We start from the raw sequence: 24,792 nt of genomic DNA, 5'->3' as shown, positions 1-24,792 counted from the left end.
ACGACAAGGGGGGTGAAAAACCTCCCCGCCGGAAGACCAAGGGTTCCTGTCCAACGCTAATCGGGACAGGGTTAGTCGGCCCCTAAGGCGAGGGCGAAAGCCGTAGTCGATGGGAAACAGGTTAATATTCCTGTACTTGCAATTGCTGCGATGGAGTGACGGAGAAGGCTAGGCCAGCATGGCGATTGGTTGTCCATGTTTAAGGTCGTAGGCTGGGGGATTAGGCAAATCCGGTCCCCTAAGGCTGAGAACTGATGACGAGTCTCTTTTAGAGACGAAGTGGTTGATGCCCTGCTTCCAGGAAAAACTTCTAAGCTTCAGGCAATTGCGAACCGTACTCTAAACCGACACAGGTGGTCAGGTAGAGAATACCAAGGCGCTTGAGAGAACTCTGGTGAAGGAACTAGGCAAAATGGTACCGTAACTTCGGGAGAAGGTACGCCGGTTTTGGTGATGGGACTTGCTCCCTAAGCTGAGGCCGGTCGAAGTGACCAGGTGGCTGCGACTGTTTATTAAAAACATAGCACTCTGCAAACACGTAAGTGGACGTATAGGGTGTGACGCCTGCCCGGTGCCGGAAGGTTAATTGATGGGGTTAGCGCAAGCGAAGCTCTTGATCGAAGCCCCGGTAAACGGCGGCCGTAACTATAACGGTCCTAAGGTAGCGAAATTCCTTGTCGGGTAAGTTCCGACCTGCACGAATGGCGTAACGATGGCCACGCTGTCTCCACCAGAGACTCAGTGAAATTGAAATCGCTGTTAAGATGCAGTGTACCCGCGGCTAGACGGAAAGACCCCGTGAACCTTTACTATAGCTTTGCACTGAACTTTGAGCCTACTTGTGTAGGATAGGTGGGAGGCTTTGAAGCAGGAACGCCAGTTCTTGTGGAGCCATCCTTGAAATACCACCCTGGTATGTTTGAGGTTCTAACTCTGGTCCGTAATCCGGATCGAGGACAGTGTATGGTGGGTAGTTTGACTGGGGCGGTCTCCTCCCAAAGAGTAACGGAGGAGTACGAAGGTGCACTCAGCATGGTCGGAAATCATGCAATGAGCATAATGGTATAAGTGCGCTTGACTGCGAGACAGACATGTCGAGCAGGTACGAAAGTAGGTCATAGTGATCCGGTGGTTCTGTATGGAAGGGCCATCGCTCAACGGATAAAAGGTACTCCGGGGATAACAGGCTGATACCGCCCAAGAGTTCACATCGACGGCGGTGTTTGGCACCTCGATGTCGGCTCATCACATCCTGGGGCTGAAGCCGGTCCCAAGGGTATGGCTGTTCGCCATTTAAAGTGGTACGCGAGCTGGGTTTAGAACGTCGTGAGACAGTTCGGTCCCTATCTGCCGTGGGCGTTGGAGATTTGAGAAGAGTTGCTCCTAGTACGAGAGGACCGGAGTGAACGAACCTCTGGTGTTCCGGTTGTCACGCCAGTGGCATTGCCGGGTAGCTATGTTCGGACGGGATAACCGCTGAAAGCATCTAAGCGGGAAGCCTCCTTCAAGATGAGATCTCCCTGAGACTTCGAGTCTCCTAAAGGGCCGTGGAAGACTACCACGTTGATAGGCTGGGTGTGGAAGCGTTGTGAGGCGTTGAGCTAACCAGTACTAATTGCCCGTGCGGCTTGACCATACAACAGAGATGGTTACTAACGAACGGATTGTGAAAGCAACCGAGAGACGCGCAAGCTACTCGCAAGAGATCGACTTGCGGTGTATTACTACAGAATGTTTCGCCGACTTATTTGGGTTGATTGTTATCGCTGAATACAGCGAAGGCAGACAGACAATCAAACGGTAGCGCAGGGCACAGCCCGTAAGACCAGCACCAACCCAAGCCAGTTTGCCTGACGACCATAGAGTTGTGGAACCACCTGATCCCTTGCCGAACTCAGAAGTGAAACGCAACATCGCCGATGGTAGTGTGGGGTTTCCCCATGTGAGAGTAGGTCATCGTCAGGCTTCTAAATAAAAGAAAGGGCCACCCAAACGGGTGGCCCTTTTTTTATTTTGGATACGATGAACTCCTCCCACGACCTCGCAGCGCACCGCGCTGCCATATGAAAGGTCGTGCGCGACCCCGGCAGCACCAAAGGTGCGGGCTTGGGGCGCCCGCAGGGCGTCGCACCGCTCGCCACCCACTGTAGGTCATCGCTCTCCCCGCCAGCACAGGCCCGGATCAAAACCAAAAAGGCCCTGACCGCCAACGCACAAACACCTACTTCCCCCGAATCAAAACACCATCACCCCGAGCACTCCTCAGATCACCCCGAAAACCACCCAAATCCACCACCGACGCTTTTTTAAACGCCTCCCCAACCCCAGCAACCACGGGCTTCAGCCTCAATATCCCAAACTTATCCCCAGCTATATCCATGAATTCTGTGGGAAACTCTGTAATCCACAGGGGTAATTCACAGACGGCGCATGGAAAGTAAAGGCATGTTCCTGCGTATCGTGTTGAGCTTGTCCGCCTTCAGCACCGTGGTGATTACACCTTCTCCCTCTCCCATTTCTGCAAGAATTTCTCCCCACGGATCTATGATCGCAGAATGCCCCCAAGTGCGGCGTTTGGGAGAGTGTTGCCCTCCTTGCGCCGCTGCGATGATGAAGCAGCCGTTTTCAATCGCGCGCGCGCAGTAAGGTCATCCAGTGCGCCTCTCCGGTGGTGTGGGTGAAGGCGGCGGGGACCATGAACAATTCGGCTCCGGTCGCTGCCAATTGCCGGTAGAGTTCGGGAAAGCGCAGGTCGAAGCAGATGCTGAGTCCCAAGATTGCCCATGGCGTAGCGGCACACACTGGGGTATTGCCAGGTTCAATACTCGCTGACTCTGTATAACGACCGGCCGCATCGGCGACCTGTACATCGAACAAATGCATTTTGTCGTAGCGCGCGCGGCATTCGCCACAGTCGTCATAGAGTAAAAAAGCGGAGCGGCTGCGCTTTCCGGGTACCTCGGTGCCATCGACGCGCTGCAACAGGGAAACGGCACCGGCGGCGATCCAGAGGCCCAGTTCGCGGGACCAGCGTTCCAGGGCGAATTGCACGGGATGCCGCTCCGGGCTGGCCGCACCGCGGGCAAATGGCTCGGCCGCGGAAAAGCTGCCTGCGTCTGCGAGGTGCGCAAAGTTTTCCGGCAGTAGTACCAGTTGCGCGCCATGATCTGCCGCTTGCATGAGTAGTTCGTATGCGCGCGCGAGGTTGGCAGAAACGTTATCACCGCTGACCATTTGTATTGCACCGACACAAACATCTTTCACGATCTGACTCCATTCAATATTTTTGCGGTAGAAGCCGCGAGGCGGAGGGTTACTTGCAGGCAGGAGTCTCCGCTGTCGTGCTATGGTTCACCGCGTATCCAAACTACCGAATATTCACTGAGGGAATGCTCAATGATACCGAGGTTCGCCCGTACTCTTTTCCTGATCATAGTCGCAGGTTGGCAGCTGATACCAGCAGCGCAGGCCGCTACCGCCGCCCAGCAGTTACAAGCAGTGATCGACGATCACTGGCGATACAGCCTGCGCGAGGACCCCATCACCGCCAGTCGCATGGGGCAGGAGGGTTATGCTGACCGCTTGCCTGGAGTGTCGGGAAAGGACCGTGCCCGCCGCTTGCACGCGGAGCGGCAGTTTGTCGACCGCCTGCAGCAAATCGACGCTAATGCGCTGAACGCGTCTGAGCGGGTCAACCGGGATCTGCTGATTTGGGTGCTGAAAAACTCCATAGAGGCGAACGAGTTGTACCTGGACCGCATCCCGGTCAATACCTTCTACAGCTTCTGGAATGCTGCACTGGATGCCAGCAACGGCCTCACTATGTCGCAGGTTACTGACTACGAAGACTATATAAAGCGCATACGGGACTTTGGCCGGTACTTTGATGAGAATCTGGCTAATATGCGCGTAGGTATAAAAGATGGATTTGTGCTGCCAAAGATCGTTGTTGAGGGTATAGCGCCTACGGTACGCGCTCAGGTATACGATGATCCGGCCAAAAGCAGCCTCTACGAGCCCTTCAGAAATTTGCCGGAAACATTTTCCGCGAAAGATAAAACGCGTCTGCAGAAGCAGGGTAAAGAAGCCATTGCCAACTACGCGGTTCCTGCCTTTGATCGTGTTGCGACCTTCCTCGAAGGCGATTATATGGATGCGGCCACCGATTCACTCGCTGCGGAAGATCTGCCCGGCGGCAAGGACTACTACCGCCATGCAATCCGCACCTATGTGACGATGGATATGGACCCGTCAGAAATTCATCGCATCGGGCTCGCGGAAGTGAAGCGAATTCGCGGAGAGATGGACGCGCTGATAGCCCGCTTGAATAAAGAGGGCGAGTTCGACGGCGGTTTCGAGGAATTTACCGAGTTTCTGCGCACCGATCCCCAGTTTTATGCGAAGTCCCCCCGGGAGCTTTTGAGTGAGGCCTCGTATATCGCCAAGCGGATCGATTACCGCCTGCCGGAGTTTTTTGGCAAGCTGCCGCGCCTTCCGTACGGAGTGGTGCCGGTACCCGATGAAATCGCCCCAAACTACACCACGGCGTCTTACAATCCCGCTGCCATCGGTGGTACCCGCGGTGGTGCTTACTGGGTGAATACCTACGCTCTCGACCAGCGCCCGCTATACGAACTGGTAGCTCTGACCCTGCACGAAGCCGTTCCGGGCCACCACTTGCAGGGCGCATTGTCACAGGAGTTGGGGCATGTACCGGACTTCCGGCGCAACCTGTACCTGAGCGCCTTTGGCGAGGGCTGGGCCCTGTATAGCGAGCGTCTCGGCGTGGAAATGGGGGTTTACGAAAATGCCTATCAGCAGTTCGGCAGGCTCAGTTACGAAATGTGGCGCGCTGCACGCCTGGTGATCGATACCGGTATTCACTCCCAGGGTTGGAGCCGCCAACAGGCGTTGGATTTCCTCGCTGATAATACATCCCTGTCCAAAGCGAACGTGCGCGCGGAAGTCGACCGCTACATCTCATGGCCGGGCCAGGCACTGTCCTACAAAATGGGTGAAATCAAAATTCGCGAACTGCGGGCAGCCGCGGAAAAGGAAATGGGTGAGCAGTTTGATATCCGGGCTTTCCACGACGCGGTACTTGCCAACGGTGCGCTACCGATGGAAATGCTGGAAGTGCAGATGGAGCGGTTCATCGCGAAAAGCAAAAGTTAACGGCAGAGGGCCCCGGCAATGGTAACGGGGCCTAATTTGCGTTTGCTACCCGGCAGCGGGAATCCCAATCCCGAAATCGAACGATATATCCAGAATAATGCGATTTTTCCCGGCTCCGCCCGCTCGTATAGTGGCGCCAATCCACCACAAGTGAGGAGGGCAGAATGCTTTATTTACGGCGTGCCGACGAGCGCGGCAAAGCAGACTTTGGCTGGCTGGAATCCCGCCACAGCTTTTCCTTCGGCCATTACCACGATCCGAAACATATGGGGTTTTCCGCCCTGCGGGTGATCAATGACGATACGGTCGCACCGGGTGCGGGGTTCGGTACCCACGGGCACCGGGATATGGAAATCATTTCCTACGTGCTGTCCGGCGCTATTGCCCACAAAGACAGCATGGGCAATCAGTTTGTCGTTCCGGCGGGTGACGTGCAGCGTATGACCGCAGGTACCGGGGTGACCCACTCGGAGTACAACGACTCAAAGACCGACCCGCTGAAGTTTTTGCAAATCTGGATTATTCCAAACCAACGCGGTCTGGAACCGGGCTATGAGCAGAAAGCGATTCCGCAACGTGGACCGCTCACCCCGCTGGTCACACCGGATGGTCGCGATGGCTCGCTAACGGTTCACCAGGAGGCGAGCATGCACCGTCTTCAGTTGCCCGCTGGGGCAAGCTTTGCCCTCAGTGCGGAAAAAGGCGTGGGTTATTTACACCTGCTTGAGGGGGATGTGGAGGCAAATGGCAACCACCTCAGCGCCGGTGACGGCCTCGGAACACTGGATGAGCCGCTGTCACTGGAAGCTGGCGCGGGCGGCGTGACGGCACTCTGGTTCGATCTGCCACGGGGCGATAGCTGACCATCGAGTTGCTCAACGGCAGCCCCCTGTTCTGGGGGCTCCCACTCCTCGGCGCCACCCTGATGCCATTCTCGGGCGCGGCGCTACTGGCTGATACGCTCTGACCGCGGGCGCCCACCTACTCCCGGCCTACCCGGCTCCCAGACCTGCCCGGATCATTCGTGACTCTCCGGCCGTCGCGTCTTTTTCGCGGTTGGCGCAGTACGGTATTGCGCAGTGTCAATTCATGTAATATTGTAAGTTACATGAAAAGAGACAGCAGACTATCCGGCGTATTGCACGTGCTCCTGCATATGGCCGAGATCGACGGGCCGGCAACTTCCGAGTCACTGGCGGACATGATGCAGACCAACCCGGTGGTGATCCGGCGGATTCTGGCGGGCCTGCGCAATCAGGGACTGGTGCGTTCGGAAAAGGGGCACGGCGGCGGCTGGCGGCTGGCAAAAGACCTGGAAAGCGTCACCCTGTACGACATTCACATCGCCCTTGGCTCTCCCGGGGTACTCGCCCTCGGGCACCGCACCGAAGCGCCGGGCTGCCTGGTAGAGCAGGCGGTGAACAACGCCATGGGGGAGGCCTTCAACGCGGCGGAAGCGCTGTTGCTCGCGCGATTCCGCGAGATCACCCTGGCGTCCCTAAGCCGCGACTTCCATCAGCGGATGCAGGTGTGCACCGGGTCCGACCATACATCCTGACTCCCAACTCTTTCAGTAACTGGAGGTGCTCCAATGTCCCCATTTGATGTCGCTGTTATCGGTGGTAGCTATGCCGGTATGACCGCGGCCCTGCAATTGGCCCGCGGTCGCCGCAAAGTACTGGTGGTGGATGCCGGGCAGCGGCGCAACCGATTTGCGGCCCATGCCTATGGCATTCTCGGTCAGGACGGTCGCCCACCGGCGGAGATCGCTGCGGATGGTCGCGCCCAGTTGTTGCGTTATCCCAACGTCACCTGTGTGGAAGCCACGGTGGAGTCGATAGAAAAAACCGCTGATGATTTTCAGTTGCAGACACAGCAGGGGGAGGTCTACCACGCATCGCGTGTGATACTCGCCACTGGCGTCAGTGATGAGCTCCCGAATATTCCTGGCCTGCGGGAGCGCTGGGGCAGAGCAGTATTCCACTGTCCTTACTGCCACGGATACGAACTGGACGAGGCACCGCTTGGCGTTCTCGCGGTGGGTGAAATTTCTATGCACCAAGCGTTGATACTCCCGGACTGGGGGCCCACCACTTTCTTTATCAATGGCGCCTTTGAGCCGAGCGCGGATCAGTTGCGTCAGCTGGTCCAGCGCAACGTCACGGTGGAGCGAACGCCGGTTGAAAAAATTACCGGCGGGCGTGCCGCCGTTAACCTGCAGGACGGTCGCATCATCGAGCTGTCTGGACTGTTTGTTGCAACACAGCTTCGGCACCCACGCCCACTGGCAGACCAGCTCGGCTGCGCATTCGAGGAAACACCGATGGGCGCCGTTATCCAGACCGACGCTATGCAGGCGACATCCATAGCCGGTGTGTTTGCCTGTGGTGATTCCGCGCGCGCCGCGGGCAATGTCACCTTTGCCATGGCAGACGGTGCCATGGCAGGGGTCGCGGCGCACCGCTCGTTGATGTTTGAAGGCCTGAATATCTGATGGCAGTTGGCGCCTGACGATAGAAAATAATGAGAGTCGGGCAAAAAATTCCTCTTGTCTGCGCGGGCGGCTGAACGCAAACGCCGCACTTTCCTGTTTTTCGTGGCATGCATGTTGCTACGCCCTCTTTACACAACAGCACAAAAGAGGGCGGGGAAATGACACGAAGAATCCATCCGGCGGTATCGGTATCAATATCTGCAGTGGCCCTGAGTGGTGCGCTGGGGGCGCTGCCGACCGTGGCGCAGGAGGCGAAGGCGGAGGCCGGGCAGATGGAGGAGGTGGTGGTGCAAGCGCGGCGCACTTCACAGGCGGATCTGGCCATTGGTGAAAATGAAGTGAGTCAGACCGTGGGCGTGACGCGCGACGAACTGCTGTCTGCGCCGGCGGGCATTTCGGGTCTGAAAATGCTGGAAAGCCTGCCTGGATTCAATGTACAAACCGACGGTGCGCTTGGTCTGTATGAATTCGGCAACTCGGTGCAAGTGCGCGCATTCAGCCTGTCCCAAATTGGCTTTGTGCTGGACGGCGTACCCATGGGCCGCTCCGACGCCTTTGGCGGCAGCCCGATTTTCCGCTACGTAGACAATGAAAACCTGGGATCGGTACTTGCCTCACCAGGTGCCGGCGACGTCTCCATGCCGAGTTACTCCTCCCTCGGTCCCATTGTCTCCTACAGCACCACCGAACCCGACAAAGAGGCCGGCGGCGTGGTGTCGCTGACCGGCGGTGACGACAATCTGCTGCGCAGTTTCCTGCGGCTGGACACCGGTGATATCAACGGTTTCAGCGCTTACCTGAGCCGTTCCAAAACCGACAGCGACCTGTGGCGTGGCCCCGGTACCATCGACCGCGAACATATCGAGGGCAAGGCGCGTTACGAGTTCGATGAAGACACCTACATTCAGGCGGCGCTGGTCAGCAACGATTTCCACGATTACGACTCGCCCTCCGGTACCGAAGCTCAGTTCGATGCGGATTACTATTACGCCTACGAAGGCGCATTGCCGGAAGGCTGTATCAACCCGCAACCCGGCGTGTACGACTACAACGGCGACGGCACTATCGACGATCAGGACTTCACCCCGGTCAATACCGGTGGCAACTGTACTTCCTACTACGAAGACCGGGTGAACATACGCAAGGACAAACTCTATTCCCTGTCACTGTCCACTGATCTCGGCCAGGATATATATCTCAACAGCATCTGGTATCTGGAAGACAAGGATGGCTTCGGTGTATCCCCGGACAGTTACACCAATTCCCTGTCCATCTACCAGGAACAGGCTGCCGCAGGGCTGGACGTGATTCATCCTCGCGGCGTGCAATACGGTTACTCCGGTGTGGGTGGCGAGCGCCAGGGTTTCGTTACCGGTATCGACTGGTACCTCGGCCAGCACACCCTCAGCTTTGGAGGCTGGTACGAAGACGAAACCTACAACCGCACCCAGCTGCGTTACAACAAGATCGGCGGCAGTGCCGATGGCACAGTGATCTGGGATGAAGTCGCGTATTATCGTCGCAACTACACCAGCGTACGCGAAACTGTGCAGCTGTATCTCAAGGACACCATCGCACTGCTGGATGATCGCCTCAACATTGAGGTGGGCGCAAAAGCACTGGCTATCGATTACCGTCTCGATGGTTACCGCGATTACGCTGACTACGAGATAGACGGTGCCCCCGGGTACGGTCCGCAATCGATCACAGCGGAATATTCCGACAGTTTTCTGCCCATGATTGGTGCCGTGTACAACCTGAATGACACCGACCAGTTCTTCGCTTCGTGGTCCGAGAGCTTCGCGCTGCCGAAAGGCGCAGACGATATCTTCTCCGTGGCCACTAGTTTTAAGGCACCGGCACCGGCGGGAGAGACTGCGGAAAATATCGAGTTCGGTTTCCGCACCAGTCGCGCTCAATACAACGGCGCACTATCTGCGTACTACACCACTTTCGACAATCGACTGGTGGTCGGCAATATCCTGAACCCCGCCACTGGAGAACCGGAGTCCTTTTATGTGAATGCGGGTGAGACCACCGCCTGGGGTATGGAGCTGTCCGGCGTGTATATGCCAGCGATATTTGAGGAACAGCTCTACTTTAACGCCAACCTGAGTTACAACCACGCGGAGCTATCCGATGGATTTGGCAGTAACCCCGCGGGCAGCCTGCTGGCGGATAGCCCGGAATGGCTGTTTACCGGTGGCATCACATGGGAGCCCACGCTGTGGATGGTGGCTAACTTCTCTGTGAAATATACCGGCACGCGCTACGCGGATTATGCCCAGCAATTTGAGATGGACGACTACACCGTGGCCAGTGCCTACGTGGATATCACTGGGGATGAATTCGGATTCAGTAATACCAGTCTGCGTATGAACCTCGATAACGTATTCAACACTGAAGCACTGTCGTTCGTGTATGCGGGATCTCCCTATTATCGTCCACTGAGTCCGCGCACTTTCCAGGCCACCGTTACCTACAATTTCTAATCGGAAGTAAATACGATGTACAAAAATAATCTGCTTAGTCTGGCGCTCAGTGCTGTGCTCGCTGGTAGTGCCGGCGGTGTACTTGGTAAAACGAAGGTCGATCAGGACACGTTGCAGCTGCACGACAGCCTGCTCACCATGGATACCCATGTGGACATCGACGTGGCCAACTTTACCGCCACGCGCAATTACACTCGCGATCTTGGCACCCAGGTCGATCTGCAGAAGGCGGAGCAGGGCGGGCTGGATGCAATCTGGTTTAGCGTGTACACCGGCCAGGGGGAACTGAATGACGCGGGCTATGCGAAAGCACTGGACAATGCGCTGGCCAAGTTCGATGCGGTGCACCGCCTGACCGAGGAAATTGCCCCCGGAAGAATCGGCTTCGCTACCACTTCTCATGAGGTGCGGACGCTGAATGCCGAAGGCAAACTGGCGGCGCTGATTGGTGTGGAAAACGCCTATCCACTAGGTACCGACCTGAGCCTGGTACAGAACTTTTACGACCACGGCGCACGTTATATGTCGCTGGCACACAATGGTCACAGCCAGTTCGCTGACTCCAACACCGGTGAGGAAAATGATGAGTGGTTGCATGGTGGTTTGAGCGATCTGGGACGGGATCTGATAAAGGAAATGAACCGGGTGGGTATCATTATCGACCTTTCGCACCCGTCGAAAGCCGCAAACATGGAAACCCTGCGTCTGACCAAAGCACCGGTGATAGCGTCGCACTCTTCCGCACGCGCGCTCAATGATGTCAGCCGCAACCTCGATGACGAAGAGCTGCTGGCAATCAGAAAAAATGGAGGGGTAGTGCAGGCGGTGGCATTTTCCTCCTATCTCGACAGCAACAAGGACGCTGCGTGGAAAGAAAAAGCCATGGAAGTAATGGCCCGGGAGGCGGGAAAAACCGGCTTCAAGATCCTCGACTGGAACGAAGTCAAAAAGCTGGACCACGATGCCCGCCACGAATATATACATGGCTTTATGAAACTGCGCACCCAGGTAGCACCCTTGGTTGAGAGGGAAGTTGACCCTCTGGTACCGCCGGTAAATGTCAAAGACTTCGTCGATCACATCGACTATCTGGTGAAAAAAATCGGTATCGAGCATGTGGGCATCAGCTCGGATTTTGACGGCGGCGGCGGTGTATCCGGCTGGAACGACGCTTCCGAAACTCCGGCAGTGACGCAGGAACTTCTCGCCCGCGGATACAGCAAAGAGGACATCGCGGCGCTGTGGGGTGGTAACCTGATGCGGGTGATGGATGCGGTGGCGGCGGTGGCGCAGTCCCTGCAAAATCCATAACGCAGGTCTGCATTCCAGAAGCACTGATGGGCGCGGCACAGAAGCCGCGTTTCTGTTCCCGTTCTGTCACAAAAGTGCGCTACGGTGAGGCACCAAATTCCATGAAAGGGAACCGCCAACGTGACCAGCTCCGCTCGCCGCCGTTTTCTCAAAGCCATACTCGCCACCACCGGCAGTGTTGCCGTATCCACGCCATTGCAGGCCATGACCCGGCCGCAACTGCCCTCCGAGGTCGCCTTCGATTACGGCGTAGCCAGCGGCGATCCGTTGCAGGACGCCGTGATCCTGTGGACCCGGGCAACGCCGCTGGACAACAATCCCAGCGGACCATTGAAAATCACCTGGGAACTGGCTGCTGATGCGGAGTTCAGACGGATAGTTCGCCGTGGTAGTGTGGAGACCGATCTCGCGCGGGACTACACCGCCAAGATCGACGTGCGCGGTCTAGAGCCGGATACCAGCTACTACTACCGGTTTATTGGTGGCAGTGCGCAGAGCCCGATTGGGCGCACCAAAACCCTCCCCGCGGAAGGCGTGGAGCAGGTCAAGCTCGCTGTGTTTTCCTGCTCCAATTATCCCGCCGGTTACTTCAATGCCTATCAGCTCGCCGCGCGGGCAGACGACTGGGACGCAGTGTTGCATCTGGGAGACTACATCTACGAATACGGCGCGGGTGGTTACGCAACGGAGAAATCCGAGCAAATTGGTCGCGCGCTTCCCGCAGACAACAACGGGGAAATCCTCAGCCTCACGGATTACCGCAAGCGCTACGCGTTGTACCGCACCGACGCCGGCCTGCAGGCACTGCACGCGGCAGCACCGTTTATCGTCGTGTGGGATGATCACGAAATCACCAACGACACATGGAAAGGCGGGGCGGAAAACCACAGTGCGGAAGAGGGCGATTTCTTTGCGCGTCGCGCGGCCGCGGTGCAGGCGTATTACGAGTGGCTGCCGATCCGCCCACCAATGGGAGAGCGCAACCCGCAGATCTATCGCAGCTTCCGCTTCGGCGACCTGCTCGACCTGCACATGCTGGATACCCGGGTGATTGGCCGCGACCAGCAACTGCAGTTCTCCTCCTACCTGGATGAAAGCGGCAATCTCGATGCCGAGACGTTTGCCGCGGACATGGCCAGCCCGACGCGCACCCTGCTTGGAAAAAGCCAGCGCGAATGGTTGCAGCAGACTCTCAGCGAATCCGGCGCACACTGGCAATTGCTCGGCCAGCAGGTCCTGATGGGGAAAATGCATCTGCCGGTGGAACTGATGACCAGCTTTTACCGGGGCGGAAATGAAAATCTCACCGGGGAGTTGATCCGTCTCAAAGCCGCGAGCCTGCGCGGCGAATCCCTGACTCCTGCGCAGTTGGCAAGGCTGCAGCGGCAGGTGCCATACAATCTCGATGCCTGGGACGGTTACGCCGCGGAGCGCGAAGAACTGTACCGGCACATGCGCGCGCTGAACAAAAACATCGTGGTGGTGGCCGGGGATACCCATAACGCGTGGTTTAACCACCTAAAAGACGGCGATGGGCACATGGTGGGGTTGGAATTCGCTACCCCCAGTGTGACCTCGCCAGGGATGGAAACCTATCTCAAACTCGACGAGCAGGCGGCGCGGGAACTAGCCGATGGCATGTCGCTACTGGTGGATGGCCTGCAATACTGCAATTTGCACCAGCGCGGTTATATGTCGCTTACATTCCGTCGCGATGGCATTGAGGCGGAGTGGAAGTACGTGGACAATATCGACAGCATCGAGTTCGCGGAGGCAGGCAGCCACAGGGTTAATCACAGTCTGCTGCAAAATACTTAGGAATAAACGGGCGCGCTGTAGGAGCCTGCTTGCAGGCGAAGGTTTGTGTCGCATCTCCTGTTCGCCTGCAAGCAAGCTCCTACAGCGCACAAGCGGATTCATTACAGCAAGAATGCCCGCGCGTTACCGCGCGGGCATTCTTGTTTGCAGGTGCCGCTCAGAATGCGCCGAAGCGTTTGTTGAACTCGACACTCACCATTCGCGGCGCACCCGCAATATAGGTGGGAAAGCCGAAGGAGCCGCCGGTATTCCCGGCATCCATGATGTACTCTTCATCCAGCAGATTGGTAGCCGCCAGGGTCAGCGCCCAGTTGCGATCACTGGCAGCGATGCCCGCGCGCAGGCTCAGCAGGTCCACCGCGTCTTCTTCGTACTGGTTGGCAATATCGAAGTACACCGACGAGCGGTAACTCCAGTTGCCGCTGCTGGTCAGCAACAGCGCTCCACTGATTGGAGTTTCGTATACGTAACCCACGGCGGCGGTCAGCTCTGGCTGCAGACGGAACTGGTTGCCCGCGTAAGTACCATTGCCGGCGTCGCTGTCGATACCCGCATCGATCCAGGCGGCGTTGGCCACCAGCTGCAATTGCTCCGTCGGGTACCAGCGCAGTTCGGCTTCAAGACCTGTGTTGGTGGCGGAGCCGGCGTTTTCTGTGCGGGTCTGTCCGCTGTCCTGGTCGATCACGTTGACCTGGAAATTTTCGTAGTTCTGGTAGAAAGCCGCCAGGGAATAGTCCAGTGGTGAGTTGGCCAAGCGTCCCTTGATCCCCAGCTCATAATTGTCAATTTCCTCGGAGGGCAGAATACTTTCGGTACCGGAAGACATATCGATGACTTTTGAGCGCTCCCCGCGGGATACGGTCGCGTATACATTGACGCTGTCATTCAGGGCATAGAGCAGGTTGAAGCGGGGCAACAGGGCAGAGTTGTCGGTATCGCCACTGAGCGCCTCGCCGCCGGTATTGGGGATCAAGCCGAAGAAGAGGTCGCTGTTGATACCCTGGGACGCCAGGATCGCGGAATTCGGCAGGGCACTGTAATAACCGGACTCGCGCTCTTCCTTAACCAGTCTCGCGCCCACCGTGGCTTCCAGATTTGGGGTTACCTGGTAGGCGATATCCGCAAACAGGCTGAGGTTGCTGTTGTCGGCGCTGTTGGCAAAGTGGCTTTCATAGGGCAGCGCGGCAATGGCACCGCCGGTCAGCAGCGCGGTGGCGTCGGTGTTGCAACTGGCGATGTCGGCAGCGGCCAGTGCACCGGCGCAGCTGAGGAAGGTGCCCTCTTCACTGGCGAAGCCCACAAACTGGTCGGCGCTCTCTTCAAAGTAGCTGGCACCGACAAAACCGTTGATACGCTCACCGCTGAAATTCAGGCGCAGTTCGTGGCTGGTCTGGTCGCCGCTGGCGTCCTCGGAAAAATTCAGCATTTCAAACCCGGTGCCATCCGCGTCGAATGCTTCCAGGGAATCGTAATCCCGCTGTGCGCCGATATAGGTGAGCACCAACTGGTCGTTGATATCCCAGCTCACGGTCGCATTGAAGTCTTTTACCGTGCGGTCCACGCCCACGTCGTTCATGCCCAGCACGTTGTTGTCGGGCACACTCAGCGCGGCGTCGTCGGTAAACAGCAGCTCGCGGCTGACAAAGGCAGTGCCGGGGTCTGTCGCCTTGTCGTAGTTGTAAACCAGATCGATGGTCAGGTCTTCACTGGGGGTGATGCGCAGGCTCGGACGGAACGCCTCGCGCTCGTAGCCGTTCAAGTCCGCTTCGCCACTGGTATTTTCAACATAACCCGCGCGCTCGCGGGTGGTGAACGCCAGCCGGCCTTGCAGCATTTTATTGCCGCCGGTGACCATACCCTCAAGCTTGCGCATATCATAATTACCCGCGCCCACGGTCAGCGAAGAGGCAAAGTCCTGCTGCGGTTTGGCGGTGATAAAGCTCATGGCACCGATGGAGGCGGCGGTGCCGAACAGCGTTGCCTGCGGGCCCTTCACCACCTCCACGCGCTCCATGTCGTACACCTCGAAATAAGAGGCGCGCGAGCGGGATACATCGGTCCCGTTCAGGTACACCGATACCCGCGCCGCACCGGGTGCACTGCCGTCATCGGAGGTGATACCGCGGATCACATAACCATTGTTATTCACGCTCTGCTGCTGTACCACGAGTCCCGGTACCATGTCGGACAGGGTGTCGAAGCGATCGATGCCCAGTGCCTCCAGAGTATCTCCGTCCAGGCTGCTGATGGTCACGGGCACATCCACAATGGATTGCGCGCGCTTCTGCGCGGTGACGATCACTTCTTCAAGATTTTCCGGTGCGGTTTGTGCCTGCAGCGGCAGTGCCGCTGCGGCAACCAGTGTTGCCAGGATGGACAGGGGGAATGATCCCTTCAACGGATGGTTCATGATAACTCCAGCTTTTATCGTGAGTGGTGCCAAAAGCCGGATGTTAGTGGTGAATTGATACGGCCTTGTGACCGGGCTGTGACAGTCCCTCGAATGATGCCGGGGCAGGCGATGCGGCTGGCTCCAGAAATACTGCTGGATCTTTTATAGTGGGCCGCTCGAAACAACCGGGAATTTACCGCGATGACACAAAGCCGCAATGTGTGGCGCACCGAAAAGGCCGGGGCTGTTCGAAATACGGCGATTCGGAATCTGGGCGAGATTGCGTTAACCGCCAAGTGGGGGGCGGAGGGGTTCGATGGTGACCAGGTCGCCGGTTTCCACTGAGCCGCTGTCCTGCTCCAACACAATAAAGCAGTTGGCGGCGGCCAAGCCGGAGAGAATGTGGCTGCTCTGTGTACCCATCGGCTCGACGCACAAACCGGTGGTTGGATCGTTGCAATAAAAACCGCGCTGGAAGTCGGTTCGCCCCGGCTTTTTTTCCACCGGTTTGAGCAGTTTCGCCCGCAGAGTCGGCGCACCGGACCAGCTTCCCCCCTGCATCGTTTCCAACGCGGGTACCACCAGTTGGTAGAACGTCACCAGCGCTGATACCGGATTTCCCGGCAGGCCAAAAAATGGGATACCGGCCAGTCGCCCAAAGGCAAAGGGTTTCCCGGGTTTCATGGCAACCTTCCAGAATCCGATTTCTCCCATTTCCTCGAGTACTTCCCGGGTGTAATCCGCTTCGCCCACGGACACGCCACCCGAGGTGACGATGGCGTCCGCCTCGCGGGCGGCCTGCGCGAGCTTTTCCCGGATAACGTTTTTATCATCCGGGAGTATGCCCAGGTCGAGTATGTCGAGTTTCAGTTCGGATAACGCAGCCAATAGGGCGGTGCGATTGCTGTCGTATATGTCACCCTTACCAAGGGAATCTCCGGGCTGCCTGAGTTCATCGCCGCTGGAGAAAACGCCTATTTTGGGGCGTCGTACCACGTTCAGCGTAGCGATGCCGGCGGCGGCCAACAGCGCAATATGCGGCACTGAAATACGCACGCCTGCGCCGAGCAGTATCTCGCCTGCGGACACGTCCTCGCCGCGGCGGCGGATATGCGCACCGCGGCGCACCGCGCCGTGAATATGAATGTCATCGCCGTCTGCGCTGACATGTTCCTGCATCACTACCGCATCGGTACCCGCGGGCAGCACCGCGCCAGTCATGATACGCACGCAGGTTCCCGGCAACACTTCACCGGTAAACGGCGCACCGGCGAACGATTTGCCGATCTGCCGTAGCGGCGCCTGCGCATCCAGGTCGGTGCTATGCAGCGCGTAGCCGTCCATCGCCGAGTTATCACAGGGCGGCAGGTCGACGGCGGAGCGCACACCAACGGCCAGAATCCTGCCGACGGCATTTTTCAGCGAAACAGTCTCCACTCCCGCTACCGGTTTGATTTCCGCAAGCAGGCGGCTGCGCGCCGTCTCTATGGGCATCAGTCCGGGCTGGCTACAGCAGTCCATCATGGAAGATTACCTCGCGAAACATATTGTTGTCGCAGCGATTGCTGTCAGTGGGCGCCCTGGTTGCGCTTCTGATTCACCATCCATACCGCCGCTTCCACACGCGAGCGCATGCCCAGTTTTTTCAACAGGTGTTTTACATGCACCTTGACGGTGGCGTCGGAGATGCCGAGTTCGCGGGCGATCAGTTTGTTGCTGAGACCGTCGGCAATCAGCTGCAGGATTTCCAGTTCGCGACTGGTAAGTGTGGACAGCAGATCGGCACCGGTCCGGTCGGGTTTGCGCAGGGCGGTGGCGAGAATTTCGGTGAGGCGCTGGCTGATGGCGAGCTTGCCGTGGGTCGCGGCGAGGATCTGGTCGAGGATTTCTTCCGGGTCCATATCCTTCAGCAGGTAGCCATCGGCCCCTGCGCGGATGCAGGCGACCACATCGGCGTTGTTGTCGGAAACCGTGAGCATCACGATGCGTGCGGTAACGTCGGCGGCGCGCATTGCGCGCAGGGTGTCGAGGCCGTCCATGCCGCGCATGTTGAGATCCAGCAGGATGATGTCGGGGTCGCACTCTGCTACCAGCGCCAGTGCGCTTTCGCCGCTGCAGGCTTCGCCCACCAGTTCCAGTTTCGGTTCCAGGCTGATGAGCTGCACCAGCCCTTTGCGAAACAGGGGGTGGTCATCGACCATCATTACGCGTGCAGTTGAGGGCATGGCTTTTTCCCTGTATCAGATCCCTGTCGACTACCGGATGTATGCGAATCAGTGATGGGTGCATGGTATCACAGCGGTTGGCACAAAATTGCAGCTAACCCCAATGGGGTATTCCGTTGCCGCCGTGGTGTCGTCAGGGTAAGTGGCGGTGCTTTTGTTTGCATCGGGCGACATGACCGGGCGGTTTGCATGGCGCGGAAGCCGGGCGTCCCGGCAAGTGCATGAGCGGAAAAATGCTGGGAGAAAAATAGGTACTTACTGATGGTAATTGAGCGCGGCGGGGCGAGCTGCCAAAGTCGAATCTATAACGGTTTGCCACCCAGGAGGCGCAACAGTGTCCGATATTCATGTCTGGTCCCCGGAGGATCGCCACTTCTGGCAATCCAGCGGAAAAACGATCGCCAATCGCAATCTGTGGATTTCCATTCCATGCCTGTTGAGCGGATTTGCGGTGTGGTTGTACTGGGGCATCATCACGGTGCAGATGCTCAATCTCGGATTTCCCATCGCCAAGGCGGAATTGTTTTCCCTCACAGCGATTGCGGGTCTTACTGGTGCCACCCTGCGAATTCCCAGCAGTTTTTTTATTCGCCTGTGCGGCGGGCGCAACACCATCCTGTTTACCACCGCGCTGTTGATTATCCCCGCGCTTGGCACCGGGCTCGCGCTGCAGAATCCGCACACCCCGCTGTGGATGTTCCAGTTGCTGGCACTGCTGAGTGGTTTTGGCGGAGGTAATTTTGCCTCGTCCATGTCTAACATCAGTTTCTTTTTCCCGCGGGAAAAACAGGGATTGGCGCTGGGATTGAATGCGGGGCTCGGCAATTTTGGCGTGACCACCATGCAGATCATCGTGCCGCTGTTCATGACCTTTGGCGCCTTTGGCGCGCTCGGTGGTGACCCGATGGTGCTGGTAAACAGCTCGGGGACCCTGATTGGCAAGATTCCCGCCGGCACCGAGGCCTGGATTCAGAACGCCGGGTTCGTGTGGCTGCTGTTGTTGCTGCCGTTGATCGCTGCGGTCTGGTTTGGCATGAACAACATCCGCACCGAAGAGGTGTCGCCGGATATCGGCAGCTCACTCGGCAGTTTTGCCAGGATGACCGGCATGCTGATGATCGGATTGGTGATGGCAGTGCTGGGACTGTGGCTGCTGCTGCCGGAAAGCGCCAACGGATCGGGCTGGGGTATTCCCAAGGAGCTGGTGCTGGTGCTGGTGATACTCGGCACCCTGTATGGCATGAAGGCGCTGCCGGGAGAAATCCGCAGCAGCCTCAACCGTCAGTACGGTATTTTCCGCAACAAACACACCTGGGTGATGAGTGTGATCTACACCATGACTTTTGGCAGTTTTATCGGTTTCTCTGCGGCCTTTCCCCTCGCGATCAAGGTAATCTTCGGATACAGCCACGTAATGGTCGACGGCGTGTTGACCCACGACACCGCCAACCCCAACGGCCCCAGTGCACTGATGTACGCGTGGATGGCGCCGTTCATCGGCGCCCTGGTACGGCCGGTGGGTGGCTGGATTGCCGACCGTCTCGGCGGTGCGCTGGTGACTCAGGTGTGCGCGGTGGTGATAACCCTGTGCGCGCTGGCCGCGGCCTATTACATGAAGGCGGCCTACGCTTCGGCGACCCCGGAAGAATATTTTGTGCCTTTTTTCCTGGTGTTCCTGCTGTTGTTCGCAGCGACCGGAATTGGCAATGGTTCCACCTTCCGCACCATCGCCATGGTGTTCCCGAAAGAACAGGCGGGCCCGGTGCTGGGGTGGACTTCCGCGGTGGCCGCCTATGGCGCTTTCTATATTCCGCAGGTGCTGGGTGAGCAGATTGCTGCCACCACCCCGGAGTACGCGCTGATCGGTTTTGCGGTTTTTTACGCAGCGTGCATTGTACTGAACCAGGGGTTCTACCTGCGTAAAAACGGAGAATTCTACAATCCCTGACTCGTTTTAAACGGTGTCGTCTTTGGGGAGAGGAATCTCCCCCTTTTTTATTTTTCCGGAGAGCTGGTTCGATGTTACAGATCACCGACAAGGCGAAGGAGAATGCGCTCGACCCGTTGTGGCGCATGCCGTTTCGGCCGCTGTTTCTTGGGGCCGCGATATGGAGCTGTGTGGCGCTGGCGCTCTGGCTGCTGACCCTGTTGGGACAGGGTAGCGCCGTTTTGCGTGTGAGCCCGCAGTGGCACGCACATGAAATGCTGTTCGGTTTTGCCGGCGCGGTGGTGGTGGGTTTTGTGTGCACCGCCAGTCAGACCTGGACTGGATTGCGTTCACCAAGCGGGCGCGCGCTGGTCGGCCTGAGCAGTTGCTGGCTGCTGGCGAGGCTGGGGTATCTGATCTGGGCGGTGCCGCTGTGGCTGCCAGTGGCGGCGGAACTGGCGTTTTTTGCCGGTGCCGCCTGGGCGGTGGGGCGCCGGGTGATCGCCGTGCGCCAGTGGCGCAATCTGTTCCTGATCCCCGCGCTGCTCGCATTCGCCGGGCTGTCCGCATGGCATGCACTGGCGCAGACGCAATCGCATTCGGTGGCCGTGCTGGCGCTGCTGCTGGTGACTTCCATGGTGTTGGTGTTCGGCGGCCGGGTGATTCCGTTTTTTACTGCGCGCCGCTTTGGGGAAACGGCGCGGGCCAAATGGACGTGGCTCGAATTCGCCGGCCACGGCCTGTGCATTGCCCTGCTACTGGCGGTGGCACTGTCGTTGCCGAAAGCCTGGGCGGGGTGCGCGGCACTGGTGTTGGGGCTTATCCAGATACTGCGCTGCGCGCGCTGGCGGGTGGCATTGATCTGGCGCGAGCCGATGCTGTGGTCACTGCATATCGGGTACTGGTCACTGGTGTGCGGGCTTCTGCTGTTGGGCGTCGCCTGGTGTGGGCTGTTGCCGGTCAACATGTTTCTGCTGGAGAGCGCTGCAATTCACACCATGGCGGTGGGCGGCATTGGTAGCGTGATCCTGTCGATGATCTGTCGCGTCACCCTCGGGCACACCGGGCGTTCGCCAATGCAACCGCCATCCGCCACCGCCCTGGCGTTTGTGCTGTTGCTGGCGGCGGTGTTGGCGCGGGTACTGCTGGCGCCGGCAATGGTGGCCTACTGGCTTTCCACCGCCCTGTGGCTGCTGGGGTACGGCATCTTCCTTTGGCGTTACGGCCCCATGCTGCTGGCGCCGCGCACCGATGGGCAACCGGGATGACGGAGCTTCTCTCCCCCGCCGGCACCCTCAAAAGCCTGCGTTTTGCCTTCGCCTACGGTGCCGACGCGGTGTATGTGGGGCAGCCGCGCTACAGCCTGCGAGTGCGAAACAACGAATTCAACCGCCCGCAGAATCTCGCCGCGGCGATTGATGAGGCTCACGCCCTGGGCAGGAAAATCTATGTGGCCAGCAACGTGGCGCCGCACAATGACAAGCTGCGCAGCTACCTGCGGGACATGGAACCGGTGGTCGCCATGGGCCCGGATGCGCTGATCATGTCCGATCCCGGGCTGATCCTGCTGGTGCGCGAGCGCTGGCCGGACATGCCGGTGCACCTGTCGGTGCAGGCGAACGCGGTCAATTGGGCGACGGTAAAATTCTGGCAGCGCCAGGGGCTGACGCGGGTGATCCTGTCGCGGGAGCTGTCTCTCGACGAGATTGAGGAGATCCGCATGCGCTGCCCGGAGATGGAGCTGGAAGTCTTTGTGCACGGCGCATTGTGCATGGCCTATTCCGGGCGCTGCCTGCTGTCCGGTTATATTAATCACCGGGATGCAAACCAGGGCGCCTGCACCAATGCCTGCCGCTGGGAATACAACGCCCACTCGGCGCGGGAGACCGAGACTGGCGACCTCGTCGTCGCGCAGCCGCCCAACACCGATCCCGCCCCAGTGCTGTTGCAGGAAAAGAATCGCCCCGAAGAGCTGATTCCGGTGTACGAGGATGCACACGGTACCTACATCATGAATTCCAGAGACCTGCGTGCGGTACAACATGTACAGCGCCTGGTCGATATGGGGGTTCACTCGCTGAAAATTGAAGGCCGCACCAAATCCCACTACTACGTAGCGCGCACTGCGCAGGTCTACCGTCGCGCTATCGACGATGCCATCGCCGGTCTGCCATTCGATTTTTCCCTGATGGAAGACCTCGAGCACCTGGCCAACCGCGGTTATACGGAGGGCTTTTATCGCCGTCACCTGCCGGGTGAATTCCAGAATTACGAAAAGGGCGTATCCACTAACCCCAGACAACAGTTTGTGGGGGAGGCGCTGGAGGTGCGCGACGGCTGGATAACCGTGGCGGTTAAAAACCGGTTTGAACTGGGGGATGAACTGGAGCTGATTTCTCCCGCGGGCAATTACCGCTTTCGCCTGCAGCAGCTGCAAAGTCACAGCGGCGAATCGCTGATTGTCGCTCCCGGTTCCGGCCACCAGGTACGGCTGCCACTGCCACATGCATTGCCGACATCAGGCAGTGGTTTCACCCTGCTGATGCGCCACAGCGCCTGAACGATCACGCAAAAAAAAGCTGCACGGATATTCTATCGGTGCAGCAAGTCCTGTGAGTGACAGCCCCGGGTCTCCACGGGGCTGTGATGGTAATCCGTATTTACAGGATATTAGAGGCTTGGACGTCGTTTGAAACTACCGGCGGCTGGACGCCGATATTGAGCAATCCTTTCACCACCTGCCAGCTTACCGCCAGTGCACCGATGATAAACACCACATCACCGATGGTACGTATCCAGCGCAGCGTCTGTAGCAGGTCGCCCTGCATGAATCCTTCGCTGCGCGCATACCACAGACCTTCTGAAGCGCTGGCAACAAACTGGATGATACCCACCGGCAACAGGCTGGTGAACAGCATCATGCCGAGGCCTATATTCATCCACCAGAACGCGGTTTTCATCAGCTGTTCGCCGAATTCCAGATGTGGGCGGATATAACGCAGTATCAGCAGTACAAAACCGAGGGCGAGGAATCCGTAGACTCCGAACAGCGCCGCGTGTGCGTGGGTGGCGGTGGTGTTCAGCCCCTGCACGTAGTACAGCGAGATCGGCGGGTTAATGGAGAAGCCCAGCACGCCGGCTCCGAGCATGTTCCAGAAGGCCACGGCGACGAAGAACATGAGCGGCCACTTCAACCGCTGCATCCACTCCACGCGGTGTTGCAGGCGGTAGTGCTCCCAGGCCTCGTAACCGAGCACGATCAGGGGCACCACTTCCAGCGCACTGAAGGTCGCGCCCACCGCCATTACAGGTGTGGTGGTGCCGGAGAAATACAGGTGGTGGAAGGTGCCGGGTACGCCGCCGAGCATAAACAGTGAGGCGGAAGCCAGTGAGGCGATAGTGGCTATGCGCTTGGATATCAGCCCCATACTGCAGAAGATGAATGCCAGTGCAGCAGTGGCGAACACTTCAAAGAAGCCTTCTACCCACAGGTGCACGATCCACCAGCGCCAGTACTCCATGATGGAAATATGTGTGCGCTCGCCATAGAAGAAGCCGGCGCCGTAGAACAGACCGATGGCGGCGACAGAGGCAGTGAGCAGGACCAGCAGGTGCTTGTCGCCGGGCTGGCGCAGTGCCGGCACGATCGCGCGCAACATCAGCACCAGCCAGAAGGCGATGCCGGTGAACTTGCCGATCTGCCACAGGCGGCCGAGATCCACATACTCGTAACCCTGGTGGCCGAGCCAGAAATTCCAGTTCTCCGGCATGATCTGCGCGATGGCCAGATAGTTGCCGATAAAGGAGCCTGCAACCACCGTCACCAGCGCCCAGAACAGGATGTTGACACCGAGCTTCTGGAATTTCGGATCCCGGCCTCCATTGATAATGGGCGCCAGAAACAGACCCGCGGCGAGGAAGCCGGTGGCGATCCAGAACAGTGCCGCCTGAATATGCCAGGTGCGCACCAGGCTGTAGGGGAACCATTTGGACAGTTCAATGCCGTAGAACCCCTGTCCCTCTACCGTGTAGTGGGCGGTGAGACCGCCGAGAAAGACCTGCAGGGTAAACAGCGCCACCACGATAAACAGATATTTGCCCAGCGCTTTCTGCGAGGGTGTCAGCGCGATAGTGGTGAGCGGATCTCTGTGTGGCGGGGTCGGTTCTATTTCATCCTCGCCGCGCATAAAGGCCCAGCCCCACACCAGCCCGCCGATCCCGGCGATCAACAGCACCACACTGACAATGGACCAGACCACGTTTTCTGCCGTGGGCACGTTGTCGATCAGCGGCTCATGAGGCCAGTTATTGGTGTAGGTGGCCTCACCGGGGGTGCGCTCGGTGGCGGCCGCCCAGGCGGTCCAGAAGAAAAACTCGCCCAGGCGCTCACGGCGCTCCGCACTCGGCAGCGTATCCTCCTTCATCGCATAGCTGCTGCGGGTCTGCTGTAGTTCCGGCGCGCTGCCAAACAGACGATGGTAGTAATCGGCCGTGGTCTCGATCGCTTTTACCCGGCGCTCGCTCAATACCAGAGTATCGCTGGCCGCGTCATAGCTGTTGTGGCGGTAGGCCTGCTTGAGCTGGTACTGCAACGCATTCTGCTGTGCGGGCTCCAGTTCGCGGTAGGACCTGCCGTATTCATCCTGTGCTGCCAGGTCCAGCCATGCGAGCAGCTCCCGGTGCAACCAGTCGGCCGTCCAGTCCGGTGCCTGATAGGCGCCGTGTCCCCAGATCGAACCGAGCTGCATGCCGCCCACAGACTGCCACGCGGTCTGGCCGTCGAGGATGCTGTCTTTTGTCATCAGTGGTGCGCCGTTTTCCGAGACCACCGTCTGCGGAATCGGCGGCGCTACCCGGTACACCTCCTTGCCGACATACCCCAAGATCCCGAAAGTGACCCCCAGTACCGCAATCAGCGTCCACCAGAGTTTGTAGTACCTGTTCATAATTTCCCCTTA

General features: G+C 58.5%; 14 protein-coding genes, 2 rRNA genes and 1 pseudogene (1 of these 17 cut by a window edge). 12 read left to right on the top strand and 5 right to left on the bottom strand.

The genetic code is table 11. From position 1 onward, the window contains the following. Both GNX18_RS13180 and rrf read left to right on the top strand, forming a co-directional pair. Positions 1–1,636 (top strand): 23S ribosomal RNA (locus GNX18_RS13180) (it extends 1,247 nt beyond the left edge of the window). Between the two features lie 213 nt (positions 1,637–1,849). Further along, positions 1,850–1,965: ribosomal RNA gene (gene rrf, locus GNX18_RS13175) — 5S ribosomal RNA — on the top strand. Positions 1,966–2,417: 452 nt separating this feature from the next. Here the strand turns inward: rrf and GNX18_RS13170 are convergent. Then, a pseudogene (locus GNX18_RS13170) lies at positions 2,418–3,234 on the bottom strand (carbon-nitrogen hydrolase family protein). A 162-nt stretch (positions 3,235–3,396) separates the two neighbouring features. Between GNX18_RS13170 and GNX18_RS13165 the strand changes: the two are divergent. The 7 genes from GNX18_RS13165 (at position 3,397) to GNX18_RS13135 (ending at position 13,290) form a co-directional block, all read left to right on the top strand. Then, the gene (locus GNX18_RS13165) at positions 3,397–5,175 is read left to right on the top strand and encodes a DUF885 family protein (RefSeq protein WP_166218668.1); all 1,779 of its coding nucleotides are present in this window, start codon (positions 3,397–3,399) and stop codon (positions 5,173–5,175) included. A 164-nt stretch (positions 5,176–5,339) separates the two neighbouring features. Beyond that, positions 5,340–6,038 (top strand): pirin family protein, encoded by a 699-nt coding sequence (locus tag GNX18_RS13160; protein ID WP_138237160.1) that lies wholly within the window; start codon positions 5,340–5,342, stop codon positions 6,036–6,038. A 245-nt stretch (positions 6,039–6,283) separates the two neighbouring features. Beyond that, complete coding sequence (locus GNX18_RS13155; protein ID WP_166218666.1) at positions 6,284–6,733, top strand: Rrf2 family transcriptional regulator; 450 nt, start codon at positions 6,284–6,286, stop codon at positions 6,731–6,733. Between the two features lie 33 nt (positions 6,734–6,766). Next, positions 6,767–7,669 (top strand): NAD(P)/FAD-dependent oxidoreductase, encoded by a 903-nt coding sequence (locus GNX18_RS13150; protein ID WP_166218664.1) that lies wholly within the window; start codon positions 6,767–6,769, stop codon positions 7,667–7,669. A gap of 158 nt (positions 7,670–7,827) precedes the next feature. Then, a complete protein-coding gene (locus tag GNX18_RS13145; protein ID WP_166218662.1) occupies positions 7,828–10,161 on the top strand; it encodes a TonB-dependent receptor in 2,334 nt (777 codons plus the stop codon). 15 nt (positions 10,162–10,176) lie between these two features. Continuing rightward, a complete protein-coding gene (locus tag GNX18_RS13140) occupies positions 10,177–11,472 on the top strand; it encodes a dipeptidase (protein ID WP_166218660.1) in 1,296 nt (431 codons plus the stop codon). Between the two features lie 120 nt (positions 11,473–11,592). Then, a complete protein-coding gene (locus GNX18_RS13135) occupies positions 11,593–13,290 on the top strand; it encodes an alkaline phosphatase (protein WP_205827907.1) in 1,698 nt (565 codons plus the stop codon). Positions 13,291–13,447: 157 nt separating this feature from the next. Here GNX18_RS13135 and GNX18_RS13130 read toward each other — a convergent pair whose 3' ends face one another. The 3 genes from GNX18_RS13130 to narL all read right to left on the bottom strand — a co-directional run bounded on the left by GNX18_RS13130 (position 13,448) and on the right by narL (position 17,907). Further along, complete coding sequence (locus GNX18_RS13130; protein WP_166218658.1) at positions 13,448–15,700, bottom strand: TonB-dependent receptor; 2,253 nt, start codon at positions 15,698–15,700, stop codon at positions 13,448–13,450. Between the two features lie 267 nt (positions 15,701–15,967). Then, the gene (gene glp, locus GNX18_RS13125; RefSeq protein ID WP_205827905.1) at positions 15,968–17,206 is read right to left on the bottom strand and encodes a gephyrin-like molybdotransferase Glp; all 1,239 of its coding nucleotides are present in this window, start codon (positions 17,204–17,206) and stop codon (positions 15,968–15,970) included. A 44-nt stretch (positions 17,207–17,250) separates the two neighbouring features. Further along, on the bottom strand, positions 17,251–17,907 hold the full coding sequence (narL, locus tag GNX18_RS13120) for a two-component system response regulator NarL (protein WP_138237154.1): 657 nt from the start codon (positions 17,905–17,907) through the stop codon (positions 17,251–17,253). Positions 17,908–18,241: 334 nt separating this feature from the next. Between narL and GNX18_RS13115 the strand changes: the two genes are divergently transcribed. The 3 genes from GNX18_RS13115 to yegQ all read left to right on the top strand — a co-directional run bounded on the left by GNX18_RS13115 (position 18,242) and on the right by yegQ (position 22,394). After that, the gene (locus GNX18_RS13115; protein ID WP_138237153.1) at positions 18,242–19,855 is read left to right on the top strand and encodes an MFS transporter; all 1,614 of its coding nucleotides are present in this window, start codon (positions 18,242–18,244) and stop codon (positions 19,853–19,855) included. 71 nt (positions 19,856–19,926) lie between these two features. Next, entirely contained in the window at positions 19,927–21,102 is a 1,176-nt protein-coding gene (locus GNX18_RS13110) for an NnrS family protein (RefSeq protein ID WP_138237152.1), read from the top strand. Continuing rightward, positions 21,099–22,394 carry a tRNA 5-hydroxyuridine modification protein YegQ gene (gene yegQ / locus GNX18_RS13105; RefSeq protein ID WP_166218656.1) on the top strand — a complete coding sequence of 432 codons (1,296 nt, stop codon included), beginning with the start codon at positions 21,099–21,101 and terminating at the stop codon, positions 22,392–22,394. Before GNX18_RS13110 ends, yegQ begins: the two co-directional genes overlap by 4 nt. Before the next feature lie 100 nt (positions 22,395–22,494). Here yegQ and GNX18_RS13100 read toward each other — a convergent pair whose 3' ends face one another. Then, positions 22,495–24,780 (bottom strand): nitric-oxide reductase large subunit, encoded by a 2,286-nt coding sequence (locus GNX18_RS13100; RefSeq protein ID WP_138237150.1) that lies wholly within the window; start codon positions 24,778–24,780, stop codon positions 22,495–22,497. Positions 24,781–24,792 lie beyond the last annotated feature (12 nt).

Origin of the sequence: Microbulbifer sp. SH-1, from assembly GCF_011326135.1 — a bacterium.
GTDB classification, from domain to species: Bacteria; Pseudomonadota; Gammaproteobacteria; order Pseudomonadales; family Cellvibrionaceae; genus Microbulbifer; species Microbulbifer harenosus.
This window is presented reverse-complemented; position numbering and strand designations above follow the sequence as displayed.

Excerpts from the sequence above, each read along its gene's own strand:
- GNX18_RS13165 (WP_166218668.1), top strand. The coding sequence starts at position 3,397 with ATGATACCGAGGTTCGCCCGTACTCTTTTCCTGATCATAGTCGCAGGT.
- GNX18_RS13160 (WP_138237160.1), top strand. The coding sequence starts at position 5,340 with ATGCTTTATTTACGGCGTGCCGACGAGCGCGGCAAAGCAGACTTTGGC.
- GNX18_RS13155 (WP_166218666.1), top strand. The coding sequence starts at position 6,284 with ATGAAAAGAGACAGCAGACTATCCGGCGTATTGCACGTGCTCCTGCAT.
- GNX18_RS13150 (WP_166218664.1), top strand. The coding sequence starts at position 6,767 with ATGTCCCCATTTGATGTCGCTGTTATCGGTGGTAGCTATGCCGGTATG.
- GNX18_RS13145 (WP_166218662.1), top strand. The coding sequence starts at position 7,828 with ATGACACGAAGAATCCATCCGGCGGTATCGGTATCAATATCTGCAGTG.
- GNX18_RS13140 (WP_166218660.1), top strand. The coding sequence starts at position 10,177 with ATGTACAAAAATAATCTGCTTAGTCTGGCGCTCAGTGCTGTGCTCGCT.
- GNX18_RS13130 (WP_166218658.1), bottom strand. The coding sequence starts at position 15,700 with ATGAACCATCCGTTGAAGGGATCATTCCCCCTGTCCATCCTGGCAACA.
- glp (WP_205827905.1), bottom strand. The coding sequence starts at position 17,206 with ATGATGGACTGCTGTAGCCAGCCCGGACTGATGCCCATAGAGACGGCG.
- narL (WP_138237154.1), bottom strand. The coding sequence starts at position 17,907 with ATGCCCTCAACTGCACGCGTAATGATGGTCGATGACCACCCCCTGTTT.
- GNX18_RS13110 (WP_138237152.1), top strand. The coding sequence starts at position 19,927 with ATGTTACAGATCACCGACAAGGCGAAGGAGAATGCGCTCGACCCGTTG.
- yegQ (WP_166218656.1), top strand. The coding sequence starts at position 21,099 with ATGACGGAGCTTCTCTCCCCCGCCGGCACCCTCAAAAGCCTGCGTTTT.
- GNX18_RS13100 (WP_138237150.1), bottom strand. The coding sequence starts at position 24,780 with ATGAACAGGTACTACAAACTCTGGTGGACGCTGATTGCGGTACTGGGG.